General features: G+C 54.8%; 15 protein-coding genes. 4 read left to right on the top strand and 11 right to left on the bottom strand.

Features of this window, described 5'->3' with window-relative positions; genetic code table 11:
• The first annotated feature begins 94 nt into the window (after nt 1-94).
• Nucleotides 95-1,528: a serine-type D-Ala-D-Ala carboxypeptidase gene (dacB, locus tag N7V53_RS19390; RefSeq protein ID WP_279794553.1), complete on the top strand. Its 1,434-nt coding sequence runs from the start codon at nt 95-97 to the stop codon at nt 1,526-1,528.
• Between the two features lie 79 nt (nt 1,529-1,607).
• Here the strand turns inward: dacB and cgtA are convergent, their stop codons facing one another.
• The 4 genes from cgtA to rplU form a co-directional block, all read right to left on the bottom strand.
• Entirely contained in the window at nt 1,608-2,786 is a 1,179-nt protein-coding gene (gene cgtA / locus N7V53_RS19385; RefSeq protein WP_279794552.1) for an Obg family GTPase CgtA, read from the bottom strand.
• Between the two features lie 15 nt (nt 2,787-2,801).
• Nucleotides 2,802-3,767, bottom strand: coding sequence for a DMT family transporter (locus N7V53_RS19380; protein WP_279794550.1), 966 nt, complete (start codon nt 3,765-3,767; stop codon nt 2,802-2,804).
• A 93-nt stretch (nt 3,768-3,860) separates the two neighbouring features.
• Nucleotides 3,861-4,118: a 50S ribosomal protein L27 gene (gene rpmA, locus N7V53_RS19375; protein ID WP_017457338.1), complete on the bottom strand. Its 258-nt coding sequence runs from the start codon at nt 4,116-4,118 to the stop codon at nt 3,861-3,863.
• 19 nt (nt 4,119-4,137) lie between these two features.
• On the bottom strand, nt 4,138-4,449 hold the full coding sequence (gene rplU, locus N7V53_RS19370) for a 50S ribosomal protein L21 (RefSeq protein ID WP_003025032.1): 312 nt from the start codon (nt 4,447-4,449) through the stop codon (nt 4,138-4,140).
• Nucleotides 4,450-4,709: 260 nt separating this feature from the next.
• Here rplU and ispB point away from each other — a divergent pair, with 260 nt between their 5' ends.
• On the top strand, nt 4,710-5,681 hold the full coding sequence (gene ispB, locus N7V53_RS19365; RefSeq protein ID WP_023481026.1) for an octaprenyl diphosphate synthase: 972 nt from the start codon (nt 4,710-4,712) through the stop codon (nt 5,679-5,681).
• 213 nt (nt 5,682-5,894) lie between these two features.
• Complete coding sequence (gene sfsB, locus N7V53_RS19360) at nt 5,895-6,170, top strand: DNA-binding transcriptional regulator SfsB (RefSeq protein WP_023481038.1); 276 nt, start codon at nt 5,895-5,897, stop codon at nt 6,168-6,170.
• Nucleotides 6,171-6,225: 55 nt separating this feature from the next.
• Here sfsB and murA read toward each other — a convergent pair whose 3' ends face one another.
• From murA to mlaF, 7 genes are all read right to left on the bottom strand, one after another.
• Nucleotides 6,226-7,485, bottom strand: coding sequence for a UDP-N-acetylglucosamine 1-carboxyvinyltransferase (gene murA / locus N7V53_RS19355; protein WP_270221581.1), 1,260 nt, complete (start codon nt 7,483-7,485; stop codon nt 6,226-6,228).
• A gap of 53 nt (nt 7,486-7,538) precedes the next feature.
• Nucleotides 7,539-7,793 (bottom strand): BolA family iron metabolism protein IbaG, encoded by a 255-nt coding sequence (ibaG, locus tag N7V53_RS19350; protein ID WP_023480818.1) that lies wholly within the window; start codon nt 7,791-7,793, stop codon nt 7,539-7,541.
• A gap of 126 nt (nt 7,794-7,919) precedes the next feature.
• On the bottom strand, nt 7,920-8,213 hold the full coding sequence (gene mlaB / locus N7V53_RS19345) for a lipid asymmetry maintenance protein MlaB (protein WP_023480865.1): 294 nt from the start codon (nt 8,211-8,213) through the stop codon (nt 7,920-7,922).
• The gene (gene mlaC, locus N7V53_RS19340) at nt 8,210-8,848 is read right to left on the bottom strand and encodes a phospholipid-binding protein MlaC (protein WP_023481036.1); all 639 of its coding nucleotides are present in this window, start codon (nt 8,846-8,848) and stop codon (nt 8,210-8,212) included. The genes mlaB and mlaC overlap by 4 nt, the downstream gene beginning before the upstream one ends.
• Before the next feature lie 17 nt (nt 8,849-8,865).
• Nucleotides 8,866-9,417 carry an outer membrane lipid asymmetry maintenance protein MlaD gene (mlaD, locus tag N7V53_RS19335; RefSeq protein WP_023480973.1) on the bottom strand — a complete coding sequence of 184 codons (552 nt, stop codon included), beginning with the start codon at nt 9,415-9,417 and terminating at the stop codon, nt 8,866-8,868.
• Nucleotides 9,418-9,421: 4 nt separating this feature from the next.
• The gene (mlaE, locus tag N7V53_RS19330; RefSeq protein WP_023480856.1) at nt 9,422-10,204 is read right to left on the bottom strand and encodes a lipid asymmetry maintenance ABC transporter permease subunit MlaE; all 783 of its coding nucleotides are present in this window, start codon (nt 10,202-10,204) and stop codon (nt 9,422-9,424) included.
• Between the two features lie 7 nt (nt 10,205-10,211).
• Nucleotides 10,212-11,024: a phospholipid ABC transporter ATP-binding protein MlaF gene (gene mlaF, locus N7V53_RS19325; RefSeq protein WP_023481012.1), complete on the bottom strand. Its 813-nt coding sequence runs from the start codon at nt 11,022-11,024 to the stop codon at nt 10,212-10,214.
• Nucleotides 11,025-11,254: 230 nt separating this feature from the next.
• On the opposite strand from mlaF, the gene N7V53_RS19320 reads away from it, so the two are divergent.
• Nucleotides 11,255-12,229: a calcium/sodium antiporter gene (locus tag N7V53_RS19320; RefSeq protein WP_279794546.1), complete on the top strand. Its 975-nt coding sequence runs from the start codon at nt 11,255-11,257 to the stop codon at nt 12,227-12,229.
• Nucleotides 12,230-12,240: the final 11 nt, after the last annotated feature.

The following is a 12,240-nucleotide window of genomic DNA, read 5'->3' as shown; positions in this document are numbered from 1 at the left end:
ATTTTAACCGGAAGTTCACCGTGGGTCATCGTTTACTTTCCGGGTCGATGCGCCGTAGTATGTCGGCCTGTTTCCAGCTTGTTAGCGCGAGATTATGCGATTTCCCAGCTTTATCATCGGATTGTCCACCAGTATAGCCCTGAATGTTCAGGCCGCGAATGTCGACGAGTACATCAACCAGCTTCCGGACGGTGCCAACTTGGCGTTGATGGTGCAGAAGGTCGGCGCCGAGGCTCCTGAAATTGATTACCACGCCAAACAGATGGCGTTGCCGGCGAGCACGCAAAAAGTGATCACCGCGCTGGCTGCATTATTACAACTGGGGCCGGACTTTCGCTTTACAACCACGCTGGAAAGCAAAGGTTCTGTCGATGGCGGTACGCTTAAAGGCGACTTAATTGCACGATTTGGCGGCGATCCGACGCTAAAACGTCAGGATATTCGCAATATGGTCGCAACGCTTAAAAAATCAGGCGTGCAAAAAATCGATGGCAACGTTCTGATCGATACCTCGATCTTTGCCAGTCACGATAAAGCGCCAGGCTGGCCGTGGAACGATATGACGCAATGTTTTAGCGCCCCGCCCGCTGCCGCCATCATCGATCGCAACTGTTTCTCCATTTCGCTGTATAGCGCGCAAAACGCCGGTGATTTGGCCTACATCCGGGTCGCCTCTTACTATCCGGTGAACATGTTCAGCCAGGTACGCACCCTGGCGCGCGGATCGTCGGAAGCACAATATTGCGAACTGGATGTAGTGCCGGGCGATCTCAACCGTTTCACGTTAACAGGCTGTTTGCCCCAGCGCGCCGATCCGTTGCCGCTCGCCTTTGCCGTGCAGGATGGTGCCAGCTATGCAGGCGCTATTCTCAAGCAGGAGCTGACCCAGGCGGGCATTACCTATACCGGCACGCTGCTGCGCCAGACGCAGGTTAATCAGCCCGGTACCGTTATCGCCAGTAAACAATCCGCGCCGCTACACGATCTGCTGAAAATCATGCTGAAGAAGTCGGACAACATGATTGCGGATACCGTCTTTCGCATGATTGGCCATGCGCGCTTTGGCGTGCCGGGCACCTGGCGAGCGGGTTCGGATGCGGTGAGGCAGATCCTGCGCCAGCAGGCTGGCGTCGATCTGGGTAATACCATCATTGCGGATGGTTCCGGCCTCTCGCGCCATAACCTGCTCGCACCAGCGACCATGATGCAGGTGCTGCAATATATTGCTCAGCATGATACCGAGCTTAACTTCATCTCGATGCTGCCGCTGGCGGGCTATGATGGCTCGCTGCAATACAGGGCAGGGCTGCACGAAGCGGGCGTCGACGGCAAGGTATCAGCCAAAACAGGCTCGCTGCAGGGCGTCTACAACCTGGCAGGCTTTATCACCACCGCCAGCGGTCAGCGAATGGCGTTTGTGCAGTATCTATCGGGGTATGCGGTTGAACCTGCCGATCAGCGTAATCGTCGTATTCCACTGGTGCGTTTCGAAAGCCGTCTCTACAAAGATATCTATCAGAACAACTAATAAAAAATGCCGGGAAGCATCATGCTGACCCGGCATTTTTTTATCTCATCTCCCCGCCTGAGCGAGGAGGAAGCAGAGATTAACGTTTGTAGATGAACTCGACGCCCTCTTCGTCGTCTTCGTCCCAGTCGTCATCCCACTCTTCGTCATCTTCTTCTGTCGCTTCGGCCTCTTCGAGCTGCTGGCGATGATAATCATCCCACATAAACTCGACTTTCTCCGGCTGCTGCTCTTCCTGCGCCTGCGTAATCGGGTTTTCGATGATAAAGGTCATCACGTCCCAGCACAGGTCTTTAACGCCCTGCTGGCTGGCAGCAGAGATCAGGTAGAACTTATCTTCCCAGCCCAGCGCTTCGGCGATCGCTTTCGCTTTCGCTTCTGCTTCGTCTTTATCCATCAGGTCGATCTTGTTAAATACCAGCCAGCGCGGCTTGGCAGCCAGCTTCTCGCTGTATTTTTCCAGCTCGCCAACGATGATACGGGCGTTTTCTGCCGGATCGGAACCGTCGATCGGATCGAGGTCGATGAGGTGCAGCAGCACACGGCAGCGCTCAAGGTGTTTCAGGAAGCGGATACCGAGGCCAGCGCCATCAGCCGCACCCTCAATCAGCCCAGGAATATCGGCAACCACGAAGCTCTTCTCATTGTCCATACGAACAACACCCAGGCTCGGAACCAGCGTGGTAAACGGATAATCCGCCACTTTTGGTTTTGCGGCGGATACCGCGCGGATAAAGGTGGATTTACCGGCATTCGGCATCCCCAGCATCCCGACATCTGCCAGCAGCATCAGCTCCAGCTGCAGATCGCGCTTGTCGCCCGGCGTACCCATCGTTTTCTGACGCGGAGTACGGTTTACCGAGGATTTAAAACGGGTGTTGCCGAGACCGTGCCAGCCGCCTTTAGCGACCATCAGGCGCTGACCATGTTTGGTCATATCGCCCATGGTTTCGCCAGTGCCCTGGTCGATCACGCGCGTACCAACAGGTACTTTCACCGTAATATCTTTTCCGCGTTTACCGGTGCAATCACGGCTCTGGCCGTTCTGCCCACGTTCTGCGCGGAAAGATTTTTCAAAGCGGTAGTCGATCAGGGTATTCAGGTTTTCGTCCGCTTCCAGCCAGACATCACCGCCGTCGCCACCGTCGCCGCCATCAGGGCCGCCTTTCGGGATATACTTTTCGCGGCGGAAGCTTACGCAGCCGTTACCGCCATCACCCGCTACGACCAGAATCGTAGCTTCATCTACAAACTTCATTTTACTCTCCGTAACTCATTCGCCTGAGCGGGGCACAGTGACGACCACTTCACGACTACGCCTGCGTCCCAAAAGACGATGGCCAATAGCGGAAAACATCGCGCCCGCAACCACGACAAACGCACCGAGATAACCGACAAGGTTTAACATCGGTCTGGCGAAAACATCGGGCCAGGCCATTGATAACAAATCTGAGAAAAACAGTGTAAACAGCGGCGTTAAGGTAATTAACGCGCTTACCTGCGCCGCCTGCCAGCGCGCCATTGCTTCTGCCAGCGCGCCGTAACCAACCAGCGTGTTGAGCCCGCAAAAAACCAGACAGGCCAGTTGCCAGTCGCTCAACTGGAGCACCACGGTGGGCTTCGCCAGTGGCAGCAGCGCAAGCGTACATAAAGTGTACAGCAAAAAGAGGATCTGCTGGGAGGCCAGACGACGCAGAAGAACTTTTTGCGCCACGCCGTAGCTTACCCACACCGTCGCCGCACCGACGCCGAAAATAACGCCCCAGGTGTAATCCGTCAGCCGGGTAAAGATCTCAATCAGGCTGGTATTGAAAAACATCACCAGACCGCTAATCAGCATCAGCGCGCCAATCACCTGCGTGATGCGCATCTTCTCTTTGAGAATAAAGACGCTGGCGACCATCATACCGACGGGCGAGAGCTGGCCAATCACCTGCGACGCGGTCGGGCTGACATACTGCAGAGAAGAGCTGAACAATATGAAGTTGCCAAACAACCCGCCGGTGGCAATTGCCAGCAGCAGCAGCCAGCGAGGCTTGCGGAAAATACGCAGTGGCGGCAGTTTTCGTTTCCAGGTCAGGATCAGACCGAGACCAATGCCCGCCATTAAAAAGCGATAGAAGACCACCGTTGGCGGCTCCATCACTTCCAGCACCTGCTTCATTGCAATCGGCAACGCTCCCCAGCACATCGCTGTTGTCAGCGCCAGGAGAATACCGATGCCCGCCTGCTGTTTCATGCTTCTTCCCTGCCCGAATTTTGCCGGGCTTCTAATGTAAAAAGCCCCGCAACGTGTTGCGGGGCTTTCTTCCGTTACCGGGACGCGAAAAACTTATTCAGCAACGATGCTGATGAATTTACGGTTTTTCGGGCCTTTAACTTCGAACTTAACTTTACCGTCAGTCAAAGCGAACAGAGTGTGGTCACGGCCGCAACCTACGTTGGAACCAGCGTGGAATTTAGTACCACGTTGACGAACGATGATGCTACCTGCCAGAACTGCTTCACCGCCGAAGCGTTTTACGCCCAGACGTTTAGCTTCTGAATCGCGACCGTTACGAGTTGAGCCGCCAGCCTTTTTATGTGCCATTTAAATCTCTCCTCAGGTCTTAGGCGCTGATGCCAGTAATTTTCACATCAGTGAACCACTGACGATGGCCCTGCTGCTTACGGTAGTGTTTACGACGACGAAACTTAACGATTTTAACTTTCTCGCCACGACCATGAGCAACAACTTCAGCTTTGATTACGCCGCCATCAACGAAAGGAACGCCGATTTTGACTTCTTCACCGTTTGCGATCATCAGAACTTCAGCGAATTCAACAGATTCACCAGTTGCGATGTCCAGCTTTTCCAGGCGAACGGTCTGACCTTCGCTTACTCGGTGTTGTTTACCACCACTTTGGAAAACCGCGTACATATAAAACTCCGCTTCCGCGCACCTATCCTGATTAATTCAGAGGGCGCTATAAATATTCACAATAGGGCGCGAATATTACGCAAATTGCGAGCCGTTGACAAGTGTGATCGTCACTCCTCGCAGAAAAAAAACACAACGTGTAAGGTAACGTTTATCTGGCGCGTTTTTTCAGTACAATCGACAATACTATTCAAACCCGTAACCCTTTGTTATCCCACTTTTGATATGTGGTAAACAGGACTGAAAGCCCGGCTTTTGCGATGAATTTAGAAAAAATCAATGAGTTAACCGCGCAAGATATGGCGGGTGTGAACGCGACGATTCTGCAACAACTCAACTCGGATGTGAAATTAATCAACCAGTTGGGTTATTACATCGTAAGCGGCGGCGGCAAACGCATACGTCCGATGATCGCTGTACTGGCGGCGCGCGCAGTTGGCTATGAAGGCAACGCGCATGTCACCATCGCTGCATTAATCGAATTTATCCACACAGCAACCCTCCTCCACGACGACGTTGTGGATGAATCAGATATGCGCCGCGGCAAGGCAACGGCAAACGCTGCCTTTGGTAATGCCGCCAGCGTACTGGTCGGGGATTTTATCTATACCCGTGCATTCCAGATGATGACCAGCCTCGGCTCGCTGAAAGTGCTGGAGGTGATGTCAGAAGCGGTAAACGTGATTGCAGAAGGCGAAGTGCTGCAATTGATGAACGTCAATGACCCGAACATTACCGAAGAGAACTACATGCGCGTGATTTACAGCAAAACCGCGCGCCTGTTCGAAGCGGCCGCCCAGTGTTCTGGTTTACTGGCGGGCTGTTCGGAGGCACAGGAGAAGGGGCTGCAGGATTATGGCCGCTACCTGGGCACCGCCTTCCAGCTGATTGACGATCTGCTTGATTACAGCGCGGATGGCGAAACGCTGGGTAAAAATACCGGCGATGATCTTAACGAAGGCAAACCGACGCTGCCGCTGCTGCATGCGATGCATAACGGTACGCCTGAGCAGGCACAGATGATCCGCGAAGCAATTGAACAGGGAAGCGGACGTCATCTTCTGGAACCGGTTCTGGAAGCAATGGCGCAGTGCGGGTCGCTGGAGTGGACGCGCCGTCGTGCCGAAGAAGAGGCGGATAAAGCCATCGCCGCGCTGCAGGTTCTCCCTCACTCTGAGTGGCGCGACGCCCTTATTGCCCTCGCCCACATCGCCGTTCAGCGCGATCGTTAAACTCTCTGTTTCCCGCGATTTATCGCGGGAAAGTTCCAATAAGCTCTAATAGCATCTATTTTCAGGTGCCGAATCCTTGCGGCGCAAGCCTTGGCATAATCTGAAAACACAACAACCTCCCTGAACTTTTTAGAACAAATATTCCCATGTGCGTATAGTAATCTGCGTTGTTGGCGAACGATGGTTGAAACCGATTCTCATCAGGGAGATGTTATGGAAACGAAATATACCGACTGGCATCAAGCCGATATCATTGCCGGGCTGCGAAAGAAGGGGACGTCGCTGGCGGCTGAATCTCGAAAAAATGGCTTGAGTTCATCCACCCTCGCCAATGCACTGACCCGGCCCTGGCCGAAGGGTGAGTTGATTATTGCCCGGGCGCTGGATACCGATCCCTGGGTTATATGGCCCTCGCGTTACCACGATCCCATCACGCACGCGTTTCTTGATAAAACGAAGTTCATCCGGAAAAAACGCAGTGAAGCCTGAAAATGTTGCAGATAAAAAAAGGGAGCTTTCGCTCCCTTTATTAACGGCATAAAGGTTATTCGCCCTTCACACGCTCAATCTTCGCACCCAGCGCGCTGAGCTTATCTTCAATACGCTCATAACCACGATCAATATGGTAAATGCGATCGACAAAAGTGGTCCCTTCCGCAATACAGCCTGCCAGCACGAGGCTCGCCGATGCACGCAAATCGGTCGCCATAACCTGCGCGCCGGAGAGCTTTTCTACGCCGTGGCAAATCGCGGTGTTGCTCTCAATCTCTGCATGAGCGCCCATACGAATCAGCTCAGGGATGTGCATGAAGCGGTTCTCGAAGATGGTTTCGGTGATCACACCAGTACCTTCGGCCACCAGGTTCAGCAGCGTGAACTGCGCCTGCATATCTGTCGGGAAGCCCGGATGCGGCGCGGTACGCACGTTAACGGCCTTCGGACGTTTACCGTGCATATCGAGGCTAATCCAGTCCTCGCCCAGCTCAATATCCGCACCCGCGTCACGCAGTTTAGCCAGCACGGCATCCAGCGTATCCGGCTGGGCGTTGCGGCAAACAATTTTTCCACCAGAGATGGCGGCTGCCACCAGGAAAGTCCCGGTTTCAATACGGTCCGGCAGCACGCGATAAACGCCGCCGCCAAGGCGCTCTACGCCCTCAATGGTAATGCGGTCAGTGCCCATGCCGGTAATTTTGGCACCGAGCGTATTGAGGAAGTTGGCGGTATCGACGATTTCCGGCTCGCGCGCGGCGTTTTCGATAATGGTGGTGCCTTCAGCCAGCGTTGCGGCGGACATAATTGTCACCGTCGCGCCAACGCTCACTTTGTCCATCACAATGTGCGCGCCCTTCAGGCGACCGTCGACAGAGGCTTTAACGTACCCCTCTTCCAGCTTAATCTCCGCGCCCAGTTGCTCAAGGCCGGTGATATGCAGATCGACCGGACGCGCGCCAATCGCGCAACCGCCCGGGAGTGAAACCTGCCCCTGGCCGAAACGGGCAACCAGCGGACCCAGCGCCCAAATCGAGGCGCGCATGGTTTTCACCAGGTCGTAAGGCGCACAGAAGACGTTCACCTTGCTGGCATCGATCCACACCGAGCCATTACGCTCAATTTTGGTGCCCAGCTGGCTCAGCAGCTTGATGGTCGTGTCGATATCTTTCAGTTTCGGCACGTTGCGGATTTCGACCGGCTCTTCCGCCAGCAGCGCGGCGAAAAGAATCGGCAGTGCGGCGTTTTTAGCGCCTGAAATTGTCACTTCGCCCTGGAGACGCGTTGGCCCCTGTACACGAAACTTATCCATTTATCTGATCTCTGTTAAGAATTCACACGCGCGGCGGGTCATACCGCCTGCGCTCAAAAGCCGTTAAGTTTGCGATCGCGCGCCCATTCTTGCGGCGTATACGCTTTGATCGACAGGGCATGAATGCGGTTATCCGCAATGTACTCCATCAGCGGGCCATAAATGGTTTGCTGCTTCTTGACCCGGCTCATGCCGTCAAAAACTTCACCCACAGCGACAACCTGAAAGTGGCTGCCATCGCCAGTGACGTGGGCTTCCTGGAGAGAGAGTGCTTCCATCAGCACGGTCTGGATTTCATGATTTTCCATGGGCGTAAATATCATCTAAAAGTGAAAACAGTCACACATCTTAGAGGAAAGTGCGACGGTCTTAAATAAGCAAAAAGCCCCATCCACTCTCTGGACGGGGCTTTAAATAGTAACGTATTGAAAAAATTAGCGTGGCAGGGCACTTTGCGGCAAGTTATAGAGCGCCGCGAGAGTGCTCACATTCTCACTTACGCCCAGCAGCGTTACTTCCGCGCCCTGCTTTTTACCCAGCTCAACCAGATGAACCAGCAGCGCGACGCCCGCGGTATCAACCCGTGTTACGCCCTGCAGATCGATGATGGTTACCCCTTTCATCGCCTCTGCGCGCGCATCCCATAAAGGATTTAACACGTCCTGATCCAGCTCGCCCAGCAGCGCCAGGCGTTCGCCGTCACGCGACCAGCTTAGCTGCTGGGTCATTGTTTCTTCTCATCCAGGGTAATTTTCTGGCGGGAGATAGATTGCAGCTCAGCGGTCAGGCCATCGATGCCTTTGGTACGCAGCAGATCGCTCCACTCATTCTGCTTGGTGGTGATCATGCTTACGCCTTCAGCGATCATGTCATAAGCCTGCCAGTTACCGGTCTGGCTGTTTTTACGCCACTGGAAATCCAGGCGTACCGGCGGACGACCGTTCGGGTCGACGATGGTTACGCGGATCGGCACGATGGTGGCATCGCCCAGCGGCTGTTCCGGGGCAATCTGGTAAGTCTGGCCGTGATAGAGCGCCAGCGCCTGACCATATGCCTGTTTCAGGTATTCGCGGAACGCCTTGAAGTAGGCATCACGCTGCGCAGGGGTCGCTTCTTTGTAGTAACGGCCCAGCACCAGCGCCCCGGCATATTTTACCTGAACGTAGGGCAGCAGCTCCTGATCGACCACCTCGCGCAGGTAATCCGGGTTTGCACGAATTTTCGGTTGTTCATTTTTAAGGCGATCGAAAGTCTGTTTCGCCGCCCCCTGCATTGCGGTGTACGGGTTGCTTTGATCAACAGCCAAAGCCGAGCTCAACGGTGCAACGACCAGCAGAGCAACCATCATGAGACGTTTAAACATTGCGTAACTTCTCCTCGTTAATGCGTCTGATCCGCAGACGGCGCAGGTTGAGTATTCCCTTCATTTTGCGCCGCCGCATCGCCTGAATTCTTATTGTCGCCGCCTTTACTGTTGTAAAGGAACTGGCCAATGAGATCTTCCAGCACCATCGCGGACTTGGTGTCCTGAATCGTGCTGCCTTCCTTAAGCATAGATGTTCCCATCTCGGGATCGTCAAACCCGACGTTCAACGCCAGATATTGTTCGCCCAGCAGGCCAGATGTGCGGATCGCCAGCGAACTGGTATCCGGGATCTGGTTGTAACGCTCTTCGATATCCAGCGTTACGCGCGGCAGGTAAGTTTTCGGGTCGAGAGAGATATCCGATACGCGCCCAATCACTACCCCGCCGATACGCACCGGCGAATTGGCTTTCAGGCCGCCGATATTGTCAAAGGTGGCATAAACGCGGTACGTCGGTTCTGTACGCATCGAGGCGACATCCGCCGCTTTCAGGCAGATAAAGAGCCCCGCCAGTAACGCCAGCAGAAGAAACAGGCCGACCCAAATTTCACTTTTTTTCGTTTGCATGAACTCAATTCCCAAACATCAATGCGGTGAGCACAAAATCCAGACCGAGAACGGCCAGCGAGGAGTGCACAACGGTGCGTGTTGTCGCGCGGCTGATCCCGGCCGAAGTCGGGATCGCATCGTAACCGTTAAACAGCGCAATCCAGGTCACGGTGATAGCAAAGACCACGCTTTTAATCAGACAGTTAACCAGATCCATTCGCAGGTCGACGGCGTTCTGCATCGCAGTCCAGAAGAAACCACTGTCGATCCCTTTCCAGTTAACGCCCACCAGCGAGCCGCCCCAGATGCCAACTGCGACAAACATAACCGTCAGCAGCGGCAGTGAGATGACGCCGGCCCAAAAACGCGGCGAAATAACCCGACGTAAAGGATCGACCGCCATCATCTCGAGGCTGGAGAGCTGCTCGGTAGCGCGCATCAAGCCAATCTCTGCGGTGAGCGCCGAGCCTGCGCGTCCGGCAAACAGCAGCGCGGCAACAACCGGGCCTAATTCGCGTAGCAGCGAGAGCGCCACCAGCATGCCGAGGCTCGTCTCCGCGCTGTAGGTCGTCAGCACCAGGTAGCCCTGCAGCCCCAGCACCATGCCGATAAAGACGCCGGAGACGAGGATAATGACCATCGACAGCACACCGACGTTATAGAGCTGACGAATCAGCAGCGGCGCGTGTTTGCGAAACTCCGGCTTGCCAACCAGGGCGTTGAACAGCATTAACCCGGCACGCCCGAACGTCGCGATCGTTTTGATCCCACGATGGCCAAGCGCAGCCAGTGCATTTAACAGCATGAGTGTATTAACTCCCTGTTTCTAAAAGATCGCGCTGGTAATCACCAGCAGGATAGCGGAACGGAACCGGCCCGTCGGCAATGCCATCAAGGAACTGACGCACGCGAGGATCGCTATTCTCCTGCAATCCCTGCGCGCTGCCGTGGGCGACAATTTTCCGGTCCGCCACAATATAGGCGTAATCCGCGATGCTCAACACCTCCGGCACATCATGGGATACAACGATACAGGTGACGCCCAGCGCATTGTTCAGCTCAGAGATAAGCTTTACCAGCACCCCCATGGTAATGGGATCCTGGCCGACAAAGGGCTCATCAAACATGATCAGATCCGGCTCCAGCGCAATCGCACGCGCCAGCGCTGCACGCCGCGCCATACCGCCAGAGAGTTCGGAGGGCATTAATTTTGCCGCACCGCGCAGGCCGACCGCTTCGAGCTTCATCATCACCGTGCTGTGCAACAGCGCCGGTGGCAAGGTGGTATGTTCGCGCAGCGGATAGGCGACGTTATCGAACACATTCATATCGGTGAAGAGCGCGCCGGACTGAAAGAGCATGCTCATTCTTTTGCGCACCGTGAAGAGGCGCGAACGCGACATGGCCGGCACGTTTTCGCCATCAAATAAGATTTCGCCGCTATCGGGCGGGATCTGCCCGCCAATCAGGCGCAGTAAGGTGGTTTTACCGATCCCTGACGGCCCCATAATCGCGGTAATTTTCCCGCGCGGCACGGTCAGTGAAATATTGTCGAAGATCGGGCGGCTGCCTCGGGAGAAGCTGACGCCACGAACATCGACCAAATTCGCCACTGTCTGGCTCATTTCCTCTTCCTTATCACCCTGTGGGCCGCAAGCATTACGCTTGATATCATCACGAACCCAGCATTTTTACAGAATATTACCCGCCCAGGTTAGCGAAAGCTGGCATTTGTTTTACTTTTGAGCCGCATAAAGTCAAAATTAGGAATCATTACGCTACGCGTAAGTTCCGGTTTTAACCCGGTATAGCAGCCTGCGAACCGGCGAAATTATACCTGAAGAAAGGACGTTAGATGCTCTTAGCGACGGCGCTATTGATAATTGGTTTACTTCTTGTGGTCTACAGTGCCGATCGTCTGGTGTTTGCCGCCTCCATTCTTTGCCGCGCTCTCGGTATTCCGCCATTAATTATTGGTATGACGGTGGTCAGTATTGGCACCTCGTTGCCGGAAATCATCACCTCTGTTGCCGCCTCGCTGCATGGCCAGCTCGATCTCGCTATCGGCACCGCCATCGGATCGAACATCACCAATATCCTGCTGATCCTCGGCGTTGCTGCGCTATTACACCCTTTTACCGTGCATTCCGATATTCTGCGCCGTGAATTGCCGTTAACCTTAGTAGCTAGCCTGCTGGCGGGCGTCGTGCTGTATGATGGGCGGCTTACGCCCATAGACGGCATCTTTTTACTGTTATTAGCCGTGCTATGGCTGGTGTTCATTGTTAAAATCGCCCGTCTGGCCGAACGCCAGGGTAATGATAGCCTGACGCGCGAGCAGCTGGCCGAGCTGCCGCGAGAAGGAAGTGTGTCAGTTGCCTGCCTCTGGCTGGGCGTGGCGCTGATTATCATGCCGATGGCGACGCGCATGGTGGTGGATAACGCCACCGTGGTGGCGAACTTCTTCGCCATTAGCGAACTGACTATCGGCCTGACGGTTATCGCCATCGGTACCGGCCTTCCTGAGCTTGCCACCGCCATCGCCGGCGCGCGCAAAGGGGAAGACGATATCGCCATCGGCAACCTTATCGGCTCCAACATTTTTAATATCGCGATCGTGCTTGGCTTGCCGGCACTGATTGCGCCAGGCAGCTTTAACCCGATGGCGTTCACACGCGACTACGGGGTAATGGTGCTGGTCAGCGCCCTTTTCGCGCTTATCTGCTGGCGACGCAAGCAGATCGGCCGTGGCATCGGGGGGCTGTTGTTCGGTGGATTTATCATATGGCTGGCGATGCTCTACTGGCTGTCGCCGCTTTTGACGGGATAATCGGATACGCA

This window comes from Kosakonia sp. HypNH10, assembly GCF_029850615.1.
Taxonomy (GTDB): domain Bacteria; phylum Pseudomonadota; class Gammaproteobacteria; order Enterobacterales; family Enterobacteriaceae; genus Kosakonia; species Kosakonia cowanii.
This window is presented reverse-complemented; position numbering and strand designations above follow the sequence as displayed.

Excerpts from the sequence above, each read along its gene's own strand:
- sfsB (WP_023481038.1), top strand. The coding sequence starts at position 5,895 with ATGGAAACGAAATATACCGACTGGCATCAAGCCGATATCATTGCCGGG.
- mlaC (WP_023481036.1), bottom strand. The coding sequence starts at position 8,848 with ATGTTTAAACGTCTCATGATGGTTGCTCTGCTGGTCGTTGCACCGTTG.
- mlaD (WP_023480973.1), bottom strand. The coding sequence starts at position 9,417 with ATGCAAACGAAAAAAAGTGAAATTTGGGTCGGCCTGTTTCTTCTGCTG.
- rpmA (WP_017457338.1), bottom strand. The coding sequence starts at position 4,118 with ATGGCACATAAAAAGGCTGGCGGCTCAACTCGTAACGGTCGCGATTCA.
- rplU (WP_003025032.1), bottom strand. The coding sequence starts at position 4,449 with ATGTACGCGGTTTTCCAAAGTGGTGGTAAACAACACCGAGTAAGCGAA.
- mlaF (WP_023481012.1), bottom strand. The coding sequence starts at position 11,024 with ATGAGCCAGACAGTGGCGAATTTGGTCGATGTTCGTGGCGTCAGCTTC.
- ibaG (WP_023480818.1), bottom strand. The coding sequence starts at position 7,793 with ATGGAAAATCATGAAATCCAGACCGTGCTGATGGAAGCACTCTCTCTC.
- murA (WP_270221581.1), bottom strand. The coding sequence starts at position 7,485 with ATGGATAAGTTTCGTGTACAGGGGCCAACGCGTCTCCAGGGCGAAGTG.
- mlaB (WP_023480865.1), bottom strand. The coding sequence starts at position 8,213 with ATGACCCAGCAGCTAAGCTGGTCGCGTGACGGCGAACGCCTGGCGCTG.
- N7V53_RS19380 (WP_279794550.1), bottom strand. The coding sequence starts at position 3,767 with ATGAAACAGCAGGCGGGCATCGGTATTCTCCTGGCGCTGACAACAGCG.
- mlaE (WP_023480856.1), bottom strand. The coding sequence starts at position 10,204 with ATGCTGTTAAATGCACTGGCTGCGCTTGGCCATCGTGGGATCAAAACG.
- dacB (WP_279794553.1), top strand. The coding sequence starts at position 95 with ATGCGATTTCCCAGCTTTATCATCGGATTGTCCACCAGTATAGCCCTG.
- ispB (WP_023481026.1), top strand. The coding sequence starts at position 4,710 with ATGAATTTAGAAAAAATCAATGAGTTAACCGCGCAAGATATGGCGGGT.
- cgtA (WP_279794552.1), bottom strand. The coding sequence starts at position 2,786 with ATGAAGTTTGTAGATGAAGCTACGATTCTGGTCGTAGCGGGTGATGGC.
- N7V53_RS19320 (WP_279794546.1), top strand. The coding sequence starts at position 11,255 with ATGCTCTTAGCGACGGCGCTATTGATAATTGGTTTACTTCTTGTGGTC.